This is a genomic window from Paraburkholderia piptadeniae (assembly GCF_900007165.1).
Classification (GTDB): Bacteria; Pseudomonadota; Gammaproteobacteria; order Burkholderiales; family Burkholderiaceae; genus Paraburkholderia; species Paraburkholderia piptadeniae.
In genome coordinates, this window is sequence record NZ_CYGY02000008.1 from 21,140 (window position 1) to 38,496 (window position 17,357).

Sequence of the window (17,357 nt, forward strand, 5' to 3'; positions counted from 1 at the left end):
CATTCGCCAGAACTAGCAAGGAGAACAGATATGTCTGAACGCAATCTCACGAGCGCCTCGGGCGCACCCGTCGCCGACAACCAGAACTCGCTGACGGCAGGCCCGCGCGGCCCCGTCGCGTTGCAGGACGTGTGGCTGATCGAAAAGCTCGCGCACTTCGACCGCGAAGTGATTCCCGAGCGCCGCGTTCACGCGAAGGGTTCGGGCGCGTTCGGCACGTTGACGGTGACGCACGACATCTCGCGCTACACGAAGGCCAAGGTGTTCTCGGAAGTCGGCAAGGAAACGCCGCTTTTCATGCGCTTTTCGACGGTCGCGGGCGAGCGTGGCGCCGCGGACGCCGAGCGCGACGTGCGCGGCTTCTCGATCAAGTTCTACACGGAAGAGGGAAACTGGGACGTCGTCGGCAACAACACGCCCGTGTTCTTCATCCGCGATCCGCTGAAGTTTCCGGACTTCATTCACACGCAAAAGCGCGATCCGTACACGAACATGCGCAGCGCGACGAACGCGTGGGACTTCTTCTCGCGTCATCCCGAGTCGCTGCATCAGGTGACGATCGTGATGAGCGATCGCGGTATTCCGAAGAACTATCGGCAGATGCACGGCTTCGGCTCGCACACGTTCTCGTTCATCAACGCGAACGACGAGCGCTTCTGGGTGAAGTTCCACTTCAAGTCGATGCAGGGCATCGAGAACTACACCGACGAAGAAGCCGCACAGGTTGTCGCGAGCGACCGCGAGAGCGCGCAGCGCGATCTGATCGGGTCGATCGACAGCGGCAACTTCCCGAAGTGGCGCTTCCAGATTCAGGTGATGCCCGAAGCGGACGCGGCGGCGTATCGCTACAACCCGTTCGACATCACGAAAGTGTGGCCGTACAAGGACTATCCGCTGATCGACGTCGGCGTGATCGAGTTGAACCGCAACGCGCAGAACTACTTCGCGGACGTCGAGCAGGCTGCGTTCACGCCGGCCAACGTGGTGCCGGGCATCGGCTTCTCGCCGGACCGTCTGTTGCAGGGCCGCCTGTTCTCGTACGGCGACACGCAGCGCTATCGCCTTGGCGTGAATCACCATCTGATTCCCGTGAACGCGTCGCGTGCGCCGAATGTGCGTTCGTTCCATCGCGACGGCGGCATGCGCACGGACGGCAACCTCGGCGGCAACGTGAACTACGAGCCGAACCGCTTCGGCGACTTCGCGCAGGACCGCAACGCGATCGAGCCGCCGCTCGCAGCGGTCAACGTCGATCGCTACAACCATCGTGAGGACGAGGACTACTACAGCCAGCCGGCAGCCCTCTTCAGGATCTTTGATGCGGGCCAGCGCGAGCGTCTTTTCGCCAATATCGCGCGGGCGATCGAGGGCGTGCCGGCGGACATCGTCGCGCGCCAGGTCGAGCACTTCCGCAAGATCGATCCGGCGTATGCGGACGGCGTGGTCGCGGCCATCGAGGCGCTCGCGAAGGCGAAGTGAGGCGTTGGGCGAGCGGTGATTGAGCCGCTCGCGTCAAGGCAACGATGTTGTATGGGACCAGAATGAGTGCTCTGCATGAGGCTGGAGTGGGTGCTGAAGCACTAACTCCAACCGACGGCTAAAGCGCCAACTCTGGTCGACAGCTTTGCATGGGACCAGAGTAAGTGCTCTGCATGGGGCTGGAGTAAGTGCTGAAGCATTAACTCCAACCGACAGCTAAAGCGCCAACTCTGGTCGACAGGACAGGAGAAAGATCATGGTTCAGATGGTGATGAACGCAGTCGGCCACGGCGCCGGCAACGTAGCGCAACAGGTTCGCGGCCCCATGCTTTTTCAGAAGCTCGCAGGGCTCGCGATCGTCAGCAGCGGGTACGCGGTGATCGTCGCGAATCTGCTGCACGCAATCAGCCGATGACGAACCGCGCGCATGGCCATCCGCGGTCCGAGCGGGCGCATCGGCGAGGTATTGCGTCGCGCGAACGCATGCCATTTCTAAGATAAACTGGCGGACGTTCGAGCGTTGACGGACTGCACACACGCAACTCCGGGCATGCAGACAGGTTCGTATCACTCTTAGAAGGAGTCATCATGGCCAAGAAAGAAGCCGTACCGCACGTCAACATTGGTATCAGCGACAAGGATCGCAAGAAGATCGCAGAAGGTCTGTCGCGCCTTCTCGCCGATACGTACACGCTTTATCTGAAGACCCACAATTTTCACTGGAACGTGACGGGTCCGATGTTCAACACGCTGCATCTGATGTTCGAGACGCAGTACACGGAACTGGCCGCCGCCGTCGATCTGATCGCCGAGCGCATTCGCGCTCTGGGCGTCGCGGCGCCGGGCAGCTACAAGGAATTCGCGAAGCTGTCGTCGATCGCGGAAGCGGATGGCGTGCCCGCCGCCGAAGACATGATCCGCCAGCTGGTGGAAGGCCAGGAAGCCGTCGTGCGCACCGCGCGCGCGATCTTCCCGGTGACGGACGCCGCCAACGACGAGCCGACAGCCGACCTGCTGACGCAACGCATGCAGACGCACGAAAAGAACGCGTGGATGCTGCGTTCGATGCTGGCTTGATTCGCTTTGGCGGGCCATCTGGCGCGGGTCGAAGCGTCGGTGGTCCGGGCAGCCGAACGTGAAGCCCGATGGGTGCAAGCCCGTCGGGCTTTTTTGTCGCCTTTCCCGTGCCTGCACGGCTGATCGGGTTTCTCTCACGCGCTGCTCTAGAATACGGGGATCTGTATTTCTGCGCACCGCCATGTTCGCCCGACTCCCGCTCTATCTGCGCCTTGTCCGCATGGACAAGCCGATCGGCAGCCTGCTGCTGCTGTGGCCGACGCTCAACGCGCTGTGGATTGCGTCCGACGGCCATCCGTCGTTGTCGCTGCTGGCGATCTTCGCGATCGGCACGGTGCTGATGCGCTCGGCAGGCTGTGCGATCAACGACTACGCCGACCGCGACTTCGACCGCTACGTGAAGCGCACCGAAAACCGGCCGATCACGTCGGGCAAGGTCAAGGCGTGGGAAGCTGTGGCGCTGGCGGTGGGGCTGTCGCTGCTCGCGTTCCTGCTGATCCTGCCGCTCAATACGCTGACGAAGGAGTTGTCGGTGGCGGCGCTCTTCGTCGCGGGCACGTATCCGTTCACGAAGCGCTTCTTCGCGATTCCGCAAGCGTATCTGGGCATTGCGTTCGGCTTCGGCATTCCGATGGCGTTCGCCGCGATACAGAATCAGGTGCCGCTGCTCGCGTGGGTGATGCTGCTCGCGAACGTGTTCTGGTCGGTCGCGTACGACACCGAATATGCGATGGTCGATCGCGACGACGACATCAAGATCGGCATACGCACGTCCGCGCTGACATTCGGCCGCTTCGACGTGCTCGCGATCATGATCTGCTACGCGGTCACACTCGGCATTTACGTGGGCATCGGCGTCGTGCTGGGCTTCGGCGTGCTGTACTGGATCGGTCTTGCCGCCGCTGTCGGCTGCGCGGTGTATCACTACACGTTGATCAAGGACCGCGAGCGCATGCCGTGCTTCGCGGCGTTCCGGCATAACAACTGGCTGGGCGGCGCGTTGTTTGCCGGCATTGCCGCGCATTACGCGGCGCAGGCGTTCTGAACGCTTTTCGATAAGGCGCTGCGGCGGTGCCGATTGCCTTGTCTGTATCGTGCCGCAGCGTCTGTCTATGTCAAACGTCAAGCGCCTTCACTGCTTGCCGAATTCCTCTCCCATTTCCCGGGCACGCGCATCGGCGGCGAGCGCGCCGCGCACGATTGCGTCCTTCACGCCTTGCGCTTCGAACGATGCCAGCGCGGCTGCCGTCGTGCCGCCCTTCGACGTGACGCGTTCGCGCAGCACACTCGCCGGCTCACCCGACTGCGCGGCGAGTTGCGCGGCGCCCGTGAACGTCGCGACGGCGAGCGCGCGGCCTTGCTCTTCGTCCATGCCTAGCTGGCGCGCGGCTTCCTGCATGGCTTCGATGAAATAGAACACGTAGGCGGGGCCGCTGCCCGAGATGGCCGTTACGGCATCGATCTTCGCTTCGTCATCGAACCATACCGTCTGTCCGACCGCGCCGAGAACCTGCGACGCCAGCGCGCGTCCCGCTTCGTCGACGCCGCCGAGCGCGACCAGCCCCGTCACGCCCATGCCGATCAGCGCGGGCGTGTTCGGCATCGTGCGCACGAGGCGCGCGTGACCGCCGAGCCAACGCGTGAGGTCCGCGCCGCGAATGCCCGCGACGATGCTGATGACCAGTTGCGACGGCGACAGATGCGGCGCGAGCGCGGCCGCGACGTCCTTGACGATCTGCGGCTTCACTGCGAGCACGACGGCATCGAACGATTTCAGCGATGCATCCGCCGAAGCGCTCGTGCCGACGCCGAACTGCTGTTCGTTGCGCTTGCGCGCGTCTTCGTTGGGATCGATGGCTCGAATGTCCGACGGCGCGACGCCGCGCTTGATCAGACCGCCGATGAGTGCGGCGGCCATATTGCCGCCGCCGATGAAGGCAATTTTCATCCAAATGCGCGGGAAACCTCGGCCTTCAGGCCGGGGAGGGATAGCGCGGCGTGCGAAGCACGCCCTGTACCCGCTACTCCTGTATCGAAGCTATCCTTGGGTTGGAAGAAATAACCATATCCATCGCTACGCTGGACGAGGCGGCAATATTTGTGACTGATGCCCTGAACAACGCCATGCGGCGTCTGGATATTGAACGAACCGGTGGCGCGAATAGCGACGCGGCCGACATGCGTTCCGGCCTTCTTGCCAGCGGGCACCACGGCTCGAACCTGGTCACCGGTCTGGAACCCATGAACCTGCTTCTGGCGCATCAGGTAGCCGCGAGGAAATCCTTGCGCCGTCAGGCGGGTGCGCTGGTAGCTACCTCGACCGGTCGCCTTGATCGTGAGCGTCGGGCGGCACCAACCACGGATCGCATCGACCTGGCCCGCGCACGCCGCGTCCAGTGCGTGCGACTTGGGAATGCCGTGGGTGATGCGGTTGAACTTGGTTCGCCCGCCCGAGGCGAGTTCCAAGGGCAAGCCCGTCGAACGCAAGGCATTAGCCAGCGCCCAGCGCGTCGCATTAATCGCAGCAGCATCTTTCAGCGGGCGTGAAGCGGTCGCCATGATCCGGGCTCGGCGCTTCGGCTCCCTAACATATTTCGCGCACATCGAGCGAACCCTTCTCCTGATTGCAGTCCGGGCAGGCCAGACCGAGATTGCCGATCCGGTTGGTGCCGCCGCGAGCGCGGGCCATTACGTGCTCGATCTGCAGAGGCCGGTTCGTGGCATCGCAGTAGATGCACTGTCGTCCCCACTTCTCCAGCAGGTACTCACGGACTTCGTACCCGGCCAGCGTGCCTTGCTGATACTCGACACCGGAAATATCCGGGTTCTCCATCGCCTGCATGTCGAAGCGTACGAGTTCGGAGGAGATCGCGACGATCGGCGCCCAGCGTCGGATACGTTTGACCCACACCATCGTCGTATCGAGGCGGTGCCGGAGCGATGGCGCCAGCCAGCCTTTTCTCTTTGCGCGGTTCAGAAAGCGGGGTGCGCGATAGCGCAAATTGCCCCGCCGCCGACGACGCATAGCCCGGCGGGCCGTCAGCGCCTCGCTGATCTGGCGACCACGGTGCACGAGTTCGAACAGGTTCAGCACCGCAATGCCCGAACCCAATTCACGCACCAGCGCGATCCCGGTGACCTTGCTGCCGGGATCGAGCTTGATGCGCAGCGGCTGGGTGGCGCAATCCGCCATCTTGCGGTCGACAACGCGGATCACGAACGGCACGACGCGATGCACGCGCGCACGGCCACGGGCGAGCAACAGCCTCGCGCGCTTCTCGCTGCACGGCATGAGCGGCGTGCCGCTTCGATCCAGAACAAACACCGACATGTCGGTTCCTTTAAAAATATTGCCCTTACGGGCCTGGTGACGCATCCCTTGCGGGATATCTCCCCTCGACAATGTTGTGCAGCAGGTGAAGCTTTCGCTTCGGTCGCAGCCCGTTTCGTACCTACCCGGGGCTTGTCTGCTGCTGCGACTTCCAGAGCGGCGAACTGAGTGAAGCATTCGCCGGTGGGTCTGCTGTCTTCTGCAAAACGTAGCGCCATAAGGCGCTCGGTCTGGTCAATCTCAGACTTGTGAGATGCTCCTCAGCAAGCCTCGGCCTTCAGGCAGCCTTCAGGCCGGGGTTATTGACGATGTACGGGGAGTTAGTGAGAGTAGTCACGGGCGCCGAAGATAGCCGTGCCGATGCGCACGATTGTCGCGCCTTCGAGCACGGCTGCTTCCAGGTCGCCCGACATGCCCATCGACAGCGTGTCGAGTTCGAGACCCTCCGCGCGCAGTTTTTCAAACAGTTCGCGCAACGCGCGATGCGGCGCGCGCTGCTGTTCGACGTCGCCTGCCGGTTCGGGAATCGCCATCAGGCCGCGCAGCCGCAACTTCGGCAGCGACGCGACTTCGCGCGCGACACGCAACGCTTCTTCAGGCGTGACGCCGCTCTTCGATGCCTCACCGCTGATGTTGACCTGCAGGCACACATTGAGCGGCGGCAAGTTGTCGGGCCGCTGTTCGGACAGCCGCTGCGCGATCTTCAGGCGATCGACGGAATGCACCCAGTCGAAATGTTCGGCAACGGGGCGCGTCTTGTTCGACTGCAGCGGGCCGATGAAATGCCATTCGATCGACGCGCGCAGATCGGACAGCGCTTCGATTTTCGTCAGGCTTTCCTGCACGTAGTTTTCACCGAACGCGCGCTGGCCCTCTGCATGGGCGGCGCGAATGTCTTCGGCGGGAAACGTCTTCGAGACGGCGAGCAGCGCAATCGAGCGCGGATCGCGGCCCGCGACCTGCGCGGCGAGAGCGATGCGCTGATGCACTGCGTCGAGATTGTGAGCGAGATCGGGCATGAAACCTTGATTACCGATGCGAGGGGCGACGTTTCGAATTATACGGACCCCTCTCATGCGTCACGACCTGGCCGAATGGCCAGGTTGCGCGTGCATCGCCCGCAAGCGATGCTGTCGATCAGGACACAAGCACAGGACGCAAGCTCAGGCTGCGAGCATGTGCTCGACGAGTTCGATCCAATGCACGACAGGAGTGGAGGTTCCGCTTTGCAGATGCGCGATGCAGCCCACGTTCGCAGAGACGATGATCTGCGGTTCCTGCGCCTTCAGCTTTTCGAGCTTCTGGTTGCGCAGCGCATACGACAGCGCGGGTTGCGTGAGCGAATAGGTGCCGGCCGAACCACAGCACAGGTGGCTGTCGGCGGGCAGCCTGACGTCGATGCCGAGCGCCGTCAGCAGCTGTTCGACCTTGCCGCGAATCTGCTGGCCATGTTGGAGCGTGCACGGCGGGTGAAACGCGACGGTGTGAATCGCGCGGCGGCGCGTGAGCGGCGTCAGCGCTTCTTCGAAGTCGGGCAGGATTTCGCTGATGTCGCGCGTCAGTTCGACGATGCGCTTCGCTTTCTCCGCGTAAGCAGGATCGTTGCGCATCAGGTGCGCGTATTCCTTCACGGTCGCGCCGCAGCCGGATGCGTTCATCACGATCGCTTCGGCGCCCTGTTCGACATGCGGCCACCACGCGTCGATGTTCTGCCGCACGTCGTCCAGCGCTTCGTCGTTGTAGCCGAGATGCAGACGGATCGCGCCGCAGCAGCCCGCTTCCGGCGCGATGACGGTCTGGATGCCGAGCGCGTCCAGCACGCGTGCCGTCGCGATATTGACGTTCGGCATCATCGACGGCTGCACGCAGCCCGCGAGCATCAGCATCTTGCGCGGATGCGTGGCCGTCGGCCATTCGAGCTGACGTTGCCGTTGCGGAACCTTGTCGCGCAGCTTCTTCGGCAGCAGCGGACGGAAGTGCTGGCCGATACGCATCGCGGGCGTGAAGAGCGTGCTGTTCGGCACGAAGCTCGCGAGCACGCGGCGCATCAGCCGCTGGCCGAAAGGCCGTGGCACTTTTTCTTCTGTGAGCTTGCGGCCGATCTCGACGAGCCTGCCGTATTGCACGCCGGACGGGCAGGTCGATTCGCAATTGCGGCACGTGAGGCAGCGGTCCAGATGCAGTTGCGTGCTGCGCGTGACGGGCGCGCCTTCCACCATCTGCTTGATCAGATAGATGCGGCCGCGCGGCCCGTCGAGTTCGTCGCCCAGCAGTTGATACGTCGGGCAGGTGGCGGTGCAAAAGCCGCAATGCACGCATTTGCGCAGGATGGCGTCGGCTTCGTCGCCGTCGGGCGTGTTGCGAATGAAGTCGGCGAGATTGGTTTGCATCGCGCGCTCAGAAGTCGGGGTACAGCCGGCCGCGATTGAAGATGCGGGCCGGGTCGAATGCAGCCTTCAGGCCGCGATGAATTTTCATCAGCGGGGCGGGCAGCGGCGTAAAGACGCCCGCGCCACGATCGTAGCCGTGGCCCGTGCGGAAGATCGTCGCGTGGCCGCCCGCCTGTTTCGCGCTGATGCGCACGGTCTGCGCGTCGGCGTCGGTGATCCACCAGCGTTGCGCGCCGCCCCATTCCATCAGCTGCGCGCCGGGCAGTTGCAGCGGCTCGGTGATGGTCGGCAGCGCGAGACGCCAGAGCGCGGACTTCGGCGCAATGGCCGCGAAAAACGGATCGGTCTGCTCGCGCAGGCCGGCCCAGAAGCGTTCGGCTTCCACAGCGTCGACGACTTCGCCGCCCAGCGACGTGCGCGCCGACTTGACGGCTGCTTCCGCGCCGCCCAGCCGCACGGCCAGCGTGCCGTCGCGCCACGCGCTGCCCGTGATCGGCAGCGGGCGGCCGCCCCATTCGTTGAGCTTGCGCACGGCATCGGTGCCGTTCATGTCGAACTTGAGCGTCGCCTCGGCCTTCGGTCGTGGGAGCACTTTGACCGACAACTCGAGAATCAGCCCAAGCGTTCCGAGCGATCCGGCCATCAGGCGGGAAACGTCGTAACCGGCGACATTCTTCACCACTTGTCCGCCGAAGGTGAGCACCTGCCCCTGGCCGTTCATGACGACGGTGCCGAGGACGAAATCGCGTGGCGCGCCTGCCGAATGGCGGCGCGGACCGGCGATGCCCGCCGCGATGCAGCCACCGAGCGTCGCCTGCGGGCCGAAGTGGGGCGGCTCGAAAGCCAGCATCTGGTCGTGCTCGGCGAGCGCCGCTTCGATTTCGAGGAGCGGCGTGCCCGCGCGCGCGGTGATGACCAGCTCGGCCGGGTCGTACGCAATGATGCCGCGATGCGCGCGCGTGTCGAGGATCTCACCCTGCAATGACTGGCCGTACCAGTCCTTCGTGCCACCGCCTCGGATGCGGAGCGGCTGCTCGGCGGCCGTGGCCGCGCGAACCCGTTCCGACCACGCGGCGACGATGTCGTCCTCTTTCATGGTGCGTTGTTTCGTTGTAGTGCTTTCGATTGTACCGAGGCAAGCCGTGCTGGCAACCCGGTTCCGACCCGTATCACGAACCCGATGGCGTTCGATATGCCTTATGGGCGTTCAAGTGCAACGCGTACGCGCCGCCTGCTGCGAGCCGAAACATCGACAGGCTGAGCATCGGCCGGACTCAGGCGAAATGCCGGCGGTGCGCGGAGTGATCCCGGCAACCGCCGGTCAGGCGCTCAAAAACGCGGCAGTTCGGGATGAGGCAGCAGCCCGCCGCGTACATGCAACTTGCCGTACTCGGCGCAGCGGGCGCGCGTCGGAATGCCCTTGTCGGGGTTGAGCAGTGCCGCGGGATCGAAGGCGCGCTTGACGGCGTGGAACGCATCGCGCTCTTCGGGCGAAAACTGGACGCACATCGAGTTGATCTTCTCGATGCCGACGCCGTGTTCACCCGTCACCGTGCCACCCAGTTCGACACACGTCTCGAGGATGTCGCAACCGAAGGCCTCCGCGCGGTGCCACTCGTCGAGGTCGTTGCCGTTGAACAGGATCAGCGGATGCATGTTGCCGTCGCCCGCATGGAACACGTTGATGCAACGCAGGTTGTACTTCTTCTCCATCTCCTCGATACGCGCGAGCAGCGGTCCGATGCTGCGACGCGGCACCGTGCCGTCCATGCAGTAGTAATCGGGCGAGATGCGGCCGGCGGCCGGAAACGCGTTCTTGCGGCCCGACCAGAAGCGCAGCCGTTCGGCTTCCGTGCGCGAGATCTGGATGCGCGTCGCGCCGTGTTCGCGCAGTACGGCCGTCATGCGCACGATTTCCTCGCTGACCTCTTCAGGCGTACCGTCCGACTCGCAGAGCAGGATCGCGGCCGCATCGAGATCGTAGCCGGCGTTGACGAACTCCTCGACGGCGCGCGTGGCCGGCTTGTCCATCATTTCGAGGCCGGCGGGGATGATGCCCGAGGCAATGATGCCCGCGACGGCATCGCCGCCTTTCACGACATCGTCGAAGCTCGCCATGATGACCTGCGCGGCCTGCGGCTTCGGTATCAGCTTGACGGTGACTTCCGTGACGATCGCGAACATGCCTTCGCTGCCGATCATGACGGCCAGCAGATCGAGGCCGGGCGCGTCCGGGCTCAGCGAGCCGAACTCGACGATCTCGCCGTCCATCGTGACGGCACGTACGCGCATTACGTTATGCACCGTCAAGCCATACTTGAGGCAGTGCACGCCGCCGGAATTCTCCGCGACGTTCCCGCCAATCGTGCAGGCGATCTGCGATGACGGATCGGGTGCGTAGTAAAGGCCGTAAGGCGCAGCCGCTTCCGATATCGACAGATTGCGCACGCCGGGCTGCACGGTTGCCGTGCGCGCATACGGATCGACTTCGATGATCTTGCGAAAGCGCGCGAGCGAGACGACAACGCCGTTCCGGATCGGCATTGCGCCGCCTGACAGGCTCGTGCCCGCGCCACGCGGCACGATGGGCACATTGAGCCGCTGACAGATCTGCGCGATGCGCTGCACCTGCGACTCGGTTTCCGGCAGCGCGACGGCAAGCGGCAAGCGTCGGTACGCGGCAAGTCCGTCGCATTCGTATGCGACCGTGTCTTCTTCGCGAAAGAGCAGGCAATGTGTGGGCAGTACGGCCATCAACGCCTGCACGACCTCGCGCTGACGTTGCGCAAGCATCTCGGGCGACAGCTCGGGGGACAGCTCGCCGGGTGCGTTCATGGAATGTCTCCTCGTTGGATGGCCGCGCGCCTCTTTGTGCTGCGCGGCCGGACATGCGGTTACGCTATGCCGCCCACGTAAAGATTTTGCCTGGATTCATCAGGTTGCGCGGATCGAGCGAGTGCTTTATCGAGCGCATCACATCGACTGCGACGGGACCGTGTTCTTCGAGCAGAAAGTTCATCTTGTGCAGGCCGACGCCATGTTCGCCCGTGCAGGTACCGTCCATGCGCAGCGCGCGCTGCACGATGCGGTGATTCAGACGCTCCGCTTCCTCCATCTCTTCCGGCTTGTTCGGATCGATCAGAATGCAGACGTGGAAGTTGCCGTCGCCGACGTGTCCGACGATCGGGCAGGGCAGCGGCGACCCCTTGAGGTCCGCTTCCGTTTCGACCACGCATTCGGCGAGGCGCGAAATCGGCACGCAGACATCGGTGGAGACCGCGCGGCTGCCGGGCTTCAGTTGCAGCATCGCGAAGTAAGCGCTGTGACGCGCATTCCACAGGCGGCTGCGGTCTTCAGGGCGCGTCGCCCATTCGAAGTCTTCGCCGCTGTTTTGCGCGGCGATTTCCTGCACGAGTTCAGCCTGCTCCTTCACGCCGGCTTCCGTGCCATGGAACTCGAAGAACAGCGTGGGGGCTTCGCGCAGCGTCAGATTCGAGTGACGATTGATCGAGCGGATCGCGAGCGAATCGACGAACTCGACGCGCGCGATCGGCACGCCGATCTGGATCGTCTCGATCACGGCGCGCACGGCGTCGCCCATTGACGGAAACGCGCAGACAGCCGCGGACACGGCTTCCGGCTGCGGATAGAGGCGCAAGGTGATTTCGGTGATCACGCCGAGCGTGCCCTCGGAGCCGACGAACAGTCGCGTGAGGTCATAGCCCGCGGACGACTTGCGCGCGCGCGTGCCCGTGTGGATTACGCGACCATCGGCGAGCACGACCGTCAGGCCCAGCACGTTCTCGCGCATCGTGCCGTAACGCACGGCGTTCGTGCCCGACGCGCGCGTCGCCGACATGCCGCCGATGCTCGCGTCCGCGCCCGGATCGATCGGGAAGAACAGGCCCGTGTCGCGCAGCGCTTCGTTCAACTGCTTGCGCGAGATGCCGGGCTCGACGGTGACGGTCAGATCTTCCGCGTTGATCGACAGCACGCGGTTCATTTCGGAAAGATCGATCGACACGCCGCCTTGTACGGCCAGCAGATGGCCTTCCAGCGAGGAGCCGTTGCCATATGGAATGATGGGGACGCCATATTGACCGCACAGCGTGACGACGGTTTGAATGTCTTCGGTGTTGCGTGCGAAGACGACGGCGTCGGGCAGTTGCGGATCGAAGGGCGATTCGTCGCGGCCATGATGGGCACGAACGGCGTCGGATGTCGATACGCGTTCACCGAATGCCGATTTGAGCGCGGTGAGCAGTTCTGCAGGAAAAGGGCGGCGCACGGGGGTGGGCGGCACGGGATGATTCACCTGCGTCTCCTGTTGGCGAATGTTCTGATGGTTGATGCCCATTTTACGCCCTTCGACCGCGGCCGGGCGTCGGACTCGCAAGCTCGATGTGCAGCCTTTGACGCAGCGTTTGGCCCAGCGGCGTGCGCGTTCGCGAGCGGGGAACGCGGCAACTTTAAACGCGGCAACTTTATAATGAAGCGCGATGGCATATCACGATGTATCCGAGTGGACGCATCGTCAATCGACACGAGGAAACGCACATCATGGGCAACCGCTTGAGCAAGATCGCGACGCGCACGGGCGACGATGGCACTACGGGTCTCGGCGACGGCCGCCGCGTGCGCAAGGATGACGCGCGCATTGCCGCGATCGGCGACGTCGATGAACTGAACTCGAATATCGGCGTGCTGCTGTGCGAGACCTTGCCCGACAGCGTGCGTGCCGCGCTGACAGCGATCCAGCACGATCTGTTCGATCTGGGCGGCGAGCTATGCATTCCGGGCCATTCGATGATCGCCGATACACATCTCGCGCAACTGGATGCCTGGCTCGCCGAATACAACGCTACCTTGCCGCCGCTCAAGGAGTTCATCCTGCCAGCGGGCACGCGCGCCGCTTCGCTCGCGCATGTGTGCCGGACGGTTTGCCGGCGCGCGGAGCGTTCGATCGTCGCGCTTGGTGCCGTCGATACGATCAACGCAGCGCCGCGTCGATATGTGAACCGGCTGTCCGATCTGCTGTTCGTGCTGGCTCGCGTACTCAACCGCGTGGATGGCGGCAGCGACGTGCTGTGGCAACACGACCGCGGCTCGAAAAGCAACAAAGGCGGCTAGCTCAGTGGGCAAGGGCACGGCCGGCCGCGCATGAAACGCGGGAAAAAGCCTGACAAAGAGCGAAACAAAAAGCGAGACAAAAAGCGAATCGACGGGCCGCCCGTCCAACCGCTTAGCCGACCGCGAGCGTGACCGGCTTGCCGATACGGCTCATCATTTCGACGAGCGTGTCGATCGTGAATTTCGAAGTCTTCTTGTTGACGACATCCGACACGCGCGGCCGCGACACCATCAGGATTTCCGCAGCCTCGGACTGCTTCAGATGATGCTGTTCGATCCACGTGGACAGTTCGGTCATCAACTGCTCCTTGAGCAGGCGCGTGTCGTTGATCTGCTTCTGCGATGCGGCGTGCAGCCGTTTTGCTTCGTCTGCGGGGAAGCCGAGTTCGAGAAACAGATTCGCGCCCGGTTTCGTGACATGACGGATCGTGGTGTCGGTGGTCTTCATACTTTCCTCACAGTGGCCGCGGCGCGATAGCGCGCTTCGGCGATTTCCCTGTCATGCCGGCTGGTTGACTGCGTCTTCTTCCGGAAGCAGTGCAGTACATATACGGCTTCGACAAACTTGGCGACATACATCACGCGAAAAGCGCCTTCCTGTTCGCTGATGCGAATTTCACGCGTGCCCGCGCCGACGATATCGAACGGCTTCCAGTTGTCCGGATCGAGGCCAGCCTGAACCTTGGCGAGCTGGAAGCCGGCCTGGCGGCGAGGTTCATCCGGAAACGAAAGCAGATCGTCATAGCTGGAGCCGATCCAGCGAATCTCTTTTTCGAGCTCCATGTGCTCCCTTCATGTACAAAATTTTATACCCAAATTCCCCAGTGTTCAACGACTTTTCGCAAACACCGGCACGAGATTCGAAGGTACAGAAGCAGCACATGAAGCGCGATTCGGCCGAATGGCCAAAAAAATGCCCGGCTGCATGAGCCGGGCAAAAGTCTGCGTGAAGCAAGGATGGGTGATGGTCAGTTGCCGCTGCCGCGCGCGACGCGCCGTTGCTTGACGGCATCCGCGAGACCTTCGAGCACGGCGACGCTGTCGTCCCAGCCGATGCATGCATCGGTGATGCTCTGGCCGTACGTCAGCGCACAGCCATCTTGCAGGTCCTGGCGGCCTGCGACGAGATGCGATTCCACCATCACGCCGACGATCCGCTCGTCGCCCGCTGCGATCTGGCGGCCGATATCCGCGCATACGGGAATCTGGTTTTCGTGCTTCTTCGAGCTGTTCGCGTGGCTTGCGTCGATCATCAGGCGCGCGGCGAGGCCCGCCTTGCCGATGTCGGTGCACGCTGCGTTCACGCTGTCGGCGTCGTAGTTCGGCACCTTGCCGCCGCGCAGAATGATGTGGCAGTCCTCATTGCCCGCCGTCGATACGATGGCCGAGTGGCCACCCTTCGTCACCGACAGGAAATGGTGCGGCTGCGACGCAGCCTTGATCGCATCGACGGCGATCTTCACGTTGCCGTCCGTGCCGTTCTTGAAGCCGACGGGACACGACAGCCCCGACGCGAGTTCGCGATGCACCTGCGATTCCGTCGTGCGCGCGCCGATCGCGCCCCACGAGATCAGATCGGCGATGTACTGCGGGCTGATCATGTCGAGATATTCGGTGCCGGCGGGCAGGCCCAGCTCGTTGATCTTCATCAGCAGCTCGCGCGCGGTGCGCAGGCCGTCGTTGATCTTGAAGCTGTTGTCCATGTACGGATCGTTGATGAGACCCTTCCAGCCCACCGTCGTGCGCGGCTTCTCGAAGTACACGCGCATCACGATCTCGAGTTCGCTCGCGAAGCGCTTGCGCTGTTCGATCAGTCGGCCTGCATATTCCATCGCGGCCTTCGTGTCGTGAATCGAGCAGGGTCCGACGATGACGATCAGACGGTCGTCCATGCCGTGCAGGATCCGATGCATCGACGAGCGCGCGTTGAAGATCAGGTCGGACACCTTTTCGTCGCAGGGGAATTCGCGGATCAGGTGAGCGGGCGGCGTCAGTTCCTTCAGTTCGCGGATGCGGACATCGTCGGTATTGTGCGGGGGCATGGTTTTCTCCTCGATTCGGTTCGTAGCGCGGTTCGCGCGGCCTTCGATTCAACGACGGCGCTGCAGCGAACGGGTCAACAAGCTAAAACGGTCAAAGTCAAAGTCGTTAGGGGCGAAAAAAAAACCGCCAGACTCGCTGGCGGTTTTTTCGGGAATTTCAGGTGCCTATGTACGTTCACACCCCTCTCGATCCGCCAGCGGTCTGAGATGCCCAAAAGAAATAAAAATAAAACTTGGCGGACATGGCGAAAAAGGATGGCTCGTCAAAAAGGTTGAATCGCTTTATAACCCGGAGATTGCTCGGCTGGCAAGCTGTATGCCCGGAAAATGCGGAAAATCCGCATGATTCGCGCTGAGGATGCGCGAATCATGCGGCAAACACGAAATCAGACAGTCCCGCCGACCGTCATCTTCTCGATGCGCAGCGTCGGCTGGCCCACGCCGACGGGCACGCTCTGGCCTTCCTTGCCGCACACGCCGACGCCCGTATCCAGCGACATGTCGTTGCCGATCATGCTCACGTACTTGAGCGATTCCGGGCCGCTGCCGATCAGCGTCGCGCCCTTGACGGGATACGTGATCTTGCCGTCTTCGATCATGTACGCCTCGGACGCCGAGAACACGAACTTGCCGTTCGTGATGTCGACCTGGCCGCCGCCGAAGTTCACCGCATAGAGCCCGTTCTTCACGGAAGCGATGATTTCCCGCGGGTCCTTGTCGCCGTTGAGCATGTACGTGTTCGTCATGCGCGGCATCGGCAGCGCGGCGTACGATTCGCGGCGCGCGTTGCCCGTCACGGGCATTTTCATCAGGCGCGCGTTTAGCGTGTCCTGGATGTAGCCCTTCAGGATGCCGTCTTCGATCAGCGTCGTGCACTGCGTCGGGTTGCCTTCGTCGTCGATGTTGAGCGATCCACGGCGGTTCGGCAGCGTGCCGTCGTCGACGACCGTGACGCCCTTGGCCGCCACCTGCTCGCCGATGCGGCCCGCGAACGCGGACGACCCCTTGCGGTTGAAGTCGCCTTCGAGGCCATGGCCGATCGCTTCATGCAGGAGCACACCGGGCCAGCCCGGTCCGAGCACGACCGTCATCGCGCCGGCGGGCGCCGGACGCGCGTCGAGATTGACGAGCGCCGCGTGAACCGCGTCATCCACGTACTTCGACAGGATCTCGTCGGTGAAATAGCCATAGTCGTAGCGGCCGCCGCCGCCGCCGCTGCCGATTTCGCGGCGGCCGTTCTGCTCCGCGATCACCGTCACCGACACTCGCACGAGCGGGCGGATGTCCGCCGCCAGCGCGCCGTCGCTGCGTGCGACCAGCACCACGTCGTATTCGCCCGCGAGACCCGCCATCACCTGCGTGATGCGCGGATCGCGGCCGCGCGCCATCTGCTCGATGCGTTCCAGCAGCTTGACCTTGGCCGTTGCATCGAGCGAATGCAGCGGATCGGACGGCAGATAGAGATCGCGCCCGGACACGCCCGTCAGCGTCGACGCCGCCTTGATTTTCTGCTTGCCGCCGCCTGCCTTGGCGATCGCCCGCGTGGCGATCGCGGCCTGGCGGATCGCTTCGGGCGACAGGTCGTCCGAATATGCGAAGGCCGTGCGGTCGCCGGACACGGCGCGCACGCCGACGCCCTGGTCGATGCTGAAGCTGCCCGATTTGACGATGCCTTCCTCCAGGCTCCAGGCCTCGCTGCGCGTCGCCTGGAAATAGAGGTCGGCGTAATCGACGCGATGCGTGAAGATCTCGGCTAGCGTGCGGGTCAGCACGGCTTCGTCGAGGCCGTAGGGCGTGAGGAGCACGTCTTTGGCCGTCGCGAGATTACGGATGCTGGGTTCGATGATGTTCATGCGAAGTTCGCTCGATTCAGGGTATTCGGTTGCGTGCACACCCGTCAGATGGGTG

Annotated in this window: 17 protein-coding genes; 5 read left to right on the plus strand and 12 right to left on the minus strand. The window is 63.4% G+C overall.

From position 1 onward, the window contains the following. Positions 1 to 30: 30 nt before the first annotated feature. The 4 genes from BN2476_RS02470 to ubiA all read left to right on the plus strand — a co-directional run bounded on the left by BN2476_RS02470 (position 31) and on the right by ubiA (position 3,601). Entirely contained in the window at positions 31 to 1,479 is a 1,449-nt protein-coding gene (locus tag BN2476_RS02470; protein ID WP_087732580.1) for a catalase, read from the plus strand. A 256-nt stretch (positions 1,480 to 1,735) separates the two neighbouring features. Then, the gene (locus tag BN2476_RS46350) at positions 1,736 to 1,894 is read left to right on the plus strand and encodes a hypothetical protein (protein ID WP_160111663.1); all 159 of its coding nucleotides are present in this window, start codon (positions 1,736 to 1,738) and stop codon (positions 1,892 to 1,894) included. A gap of 173 nt (positions 1,895 to 2,067) precedes the next feature. After that, positions 2,068 to 2,556, plus strand: coding sequence for a Dps family protein (locus tag BN2476_RS02475; RefSeq protein ID WP_087732581.1), 489 nt, complete (start codon positions 2,068 to 2,070; stop codon positions 2,554 to 2,556). A gap of 181 nt (positions 2,557 to 2,737) precedes the next feature. Next, entirely contained in the window at positions 2,738 to 3,601 is an 864-nt protein-coding gene (ubiA, locus tag BN2476_RS02480) for a 4-hydroxybenzoate octaprenyltransferase (RefSeq protein ID WP_087732582.1), read from the plus strand. A gap of 87 nt (positions 3,602 to 3,688) precedes the next feature. On the opposite strand, the gene proC is transcribed toward ubiA, so the two are convergent. The 8 genes from proC to BN2476_RS02515 all read right to left on the minus strand — a co-directional run bounded on the left by proC (position 3,689) and on the right by BN2476_RS02515 (position 12,592). Next, positions 3,689 to 4,504 (minus strand): pyrroline-5-carboxylate reductase, encoded by an 816-nt coding sequence (gene proC / locus BN2476_RS02485; protein WP_087732583.1) that lies wholly within the window; start codon positions 4,502 to 4,504, stop codon positions 3,689 to 3,691. Then, entirely contained in the window at positions 4,501 to 5,115 is a 615-nt protein-coding gene (locus tag BN2476_RS49455; protein ID WP_328590272.1) for a hypothetical protein, read from the minus strand. The genes proC and BN2476_RS49455 overlap by 4 nt, the downstream gene beginning before the upstream one ends. Positions 5,116 to 5,140: 25 nt before the next feature. Further along, positions 5,141 to 5,932 (minus strand): RNA-guided endonuclease IscB, encoded by a 792-nt coding sequence (gene iscB / locus BN2476_RS49460; protein WP_328590273.1) that lies wholly within the window; start codon positions 5,930 to 5,932, stop codon positions 5,141 to 5,143. A gap of 275 nt (positions 5,933 to 6,207) precedes the next feature. Then, positions 6,208 to 6,906, minus strand: a complete 699-nt coding sequence (locus BN2476_RS02495; protein WP_087732584.1) for a YggS family pyridoxal phosphate-dependent enzyme — start codon at positions 6,904 to 6,906, stop codon at positions 6,208 to 6,210. A 144-nt stretch (positions 6,907 to 7,050) separates the two neighbouring features. Further along, positions 7,051 to 8,277, minus strand: coding sequence for a glycolate oxidase subunit GlcF (gene glcF / locus BN2476_RS02500; RefSeq protein WP_087732585.1), 1,227 nt, complete (start codon positions 8,275 to 8,277; stop codon positions 7,051 to 7,053). A gap of 7 nt (positions 8,278 to 8,284) precedes the next feature. After that, entirely contained in the window at positions 8,285 to 9,373 is a 1,089-nt protein-coding gene (gene glcE / locus BN2476_RS02505) for a glycolate oxidase subunit GlcE (protein WP_087732586.1), read from the minus strand. Positions 9,374 to 9,606: 233 nt separating this feature from the next. Beyond that, complete coding sequence (locus BN2476_RS02510) at positions 9,607 to 11,112, minus strand: FAD-linked oxidase C-terminal domain-containing protein (protein ID WP_087732587.1); 1,506 nt, start codon at positions 11,110 to 11,112, stop codon at positions 9,607 to 9,609. Between the two features lie 64 nt (positions 11,113 to 11,176). Next, the gene (locus BN2476_RS02515; RefSeq protein WP_087732669.1) at positions 11,177 to 12,592 is read right to left on the minus strand and encodes an FAD-binding oxidoreductase; all 1,416 of its coding nucleotides are present in this window, start codon (positions 12,590 to 12,592) and stop codon (positions 11,177 to 11,179) included. A 245-nt stretch (positions 12,593 to 12,837) separates the two neighbouring features. Between BN2476_RS02515 and BN2476_RS02520 the strand changes: the two genes are divergently transcribed. Next, a complete protein-coding gene (locus BN2476_RS02520; protein WP_087732670.1) occupies positions 12,838 to 13,407 on the plus strand; it encodes a cob(I)yrinic acid a,c-diamide adenosyltransferase in 570 nt (189 codons plus the stop codon). Positions 13,408 to 13,519: 112 nt separating this feature from the next. On the opposite strand, the gene BN2476_RS02525 is transcribed toward BN2476_RS02520, so the two are convergent. The 4 genes from BN2476_RS02525 to tldD form a co-directional block, all read right to left on the minus strand. Continuing rightward, positions 13,520 to 13,855 carry a helix-turn-helix domain-containing protein gene (locus BN2476_RS02525; RefSeq protein ID WP_087732588.1) on the minus strand — a complete coding sequence of 112 codons (336 nt, stop codon included), beginning with the start codon at positions 13,853 to 13,855 and terminating at the stop codon, positions 13,520 to 13,522. Further along, on the minus strand, positions 13,852 to 14,190 hold the full coding sequence (locus BN2476_RS02530; protein ID WP_087732589.1) for a type II toxin-antitoxin system RelE/ParE family toxin: 339 nt from the start codon (positions 14,188 to 14,190) through the stop codon (positions 13,852 to 13,854). The genes BN2476_RS02525 and BN2476_RS02530 overlap by 4 nt, the downstream gene beginning before the upstream one ends. Before the next feature lie 185 nt (positions 14,191 to 14,375). Next, the gene (aroG, locus tag BN2476_RS02535; RefSeq protein WP_087732590.1) at positions 14,376 to 15,449 is read right to left on the minus strand and encodes a 3-deoxy-7-phosphoheptulonate synthase AroG; all 1,074 of its coding nucleotides are present in this window, start codon (positions 15,447 to 15,449) and stop codon (positions 14,376 to 14,378) included. Between the two features lie 386 nt (positions 15,450 to 15,835). Continuing rightward, positions 15,836 to 17,302 (minus strand): metalloprotease TldD, encoded by a 1,467-nt coding sequence (tldD, locus tag BN2476_RS02540; protein ID WP_087732591.1) that lies wholly within the window; start codon positions 17,300 to 17,302, stop codon positions 15,836 to 15,838. Between the last annotated feature and the right edge of the window lie 55 nt (positions 17,303 to 17,357).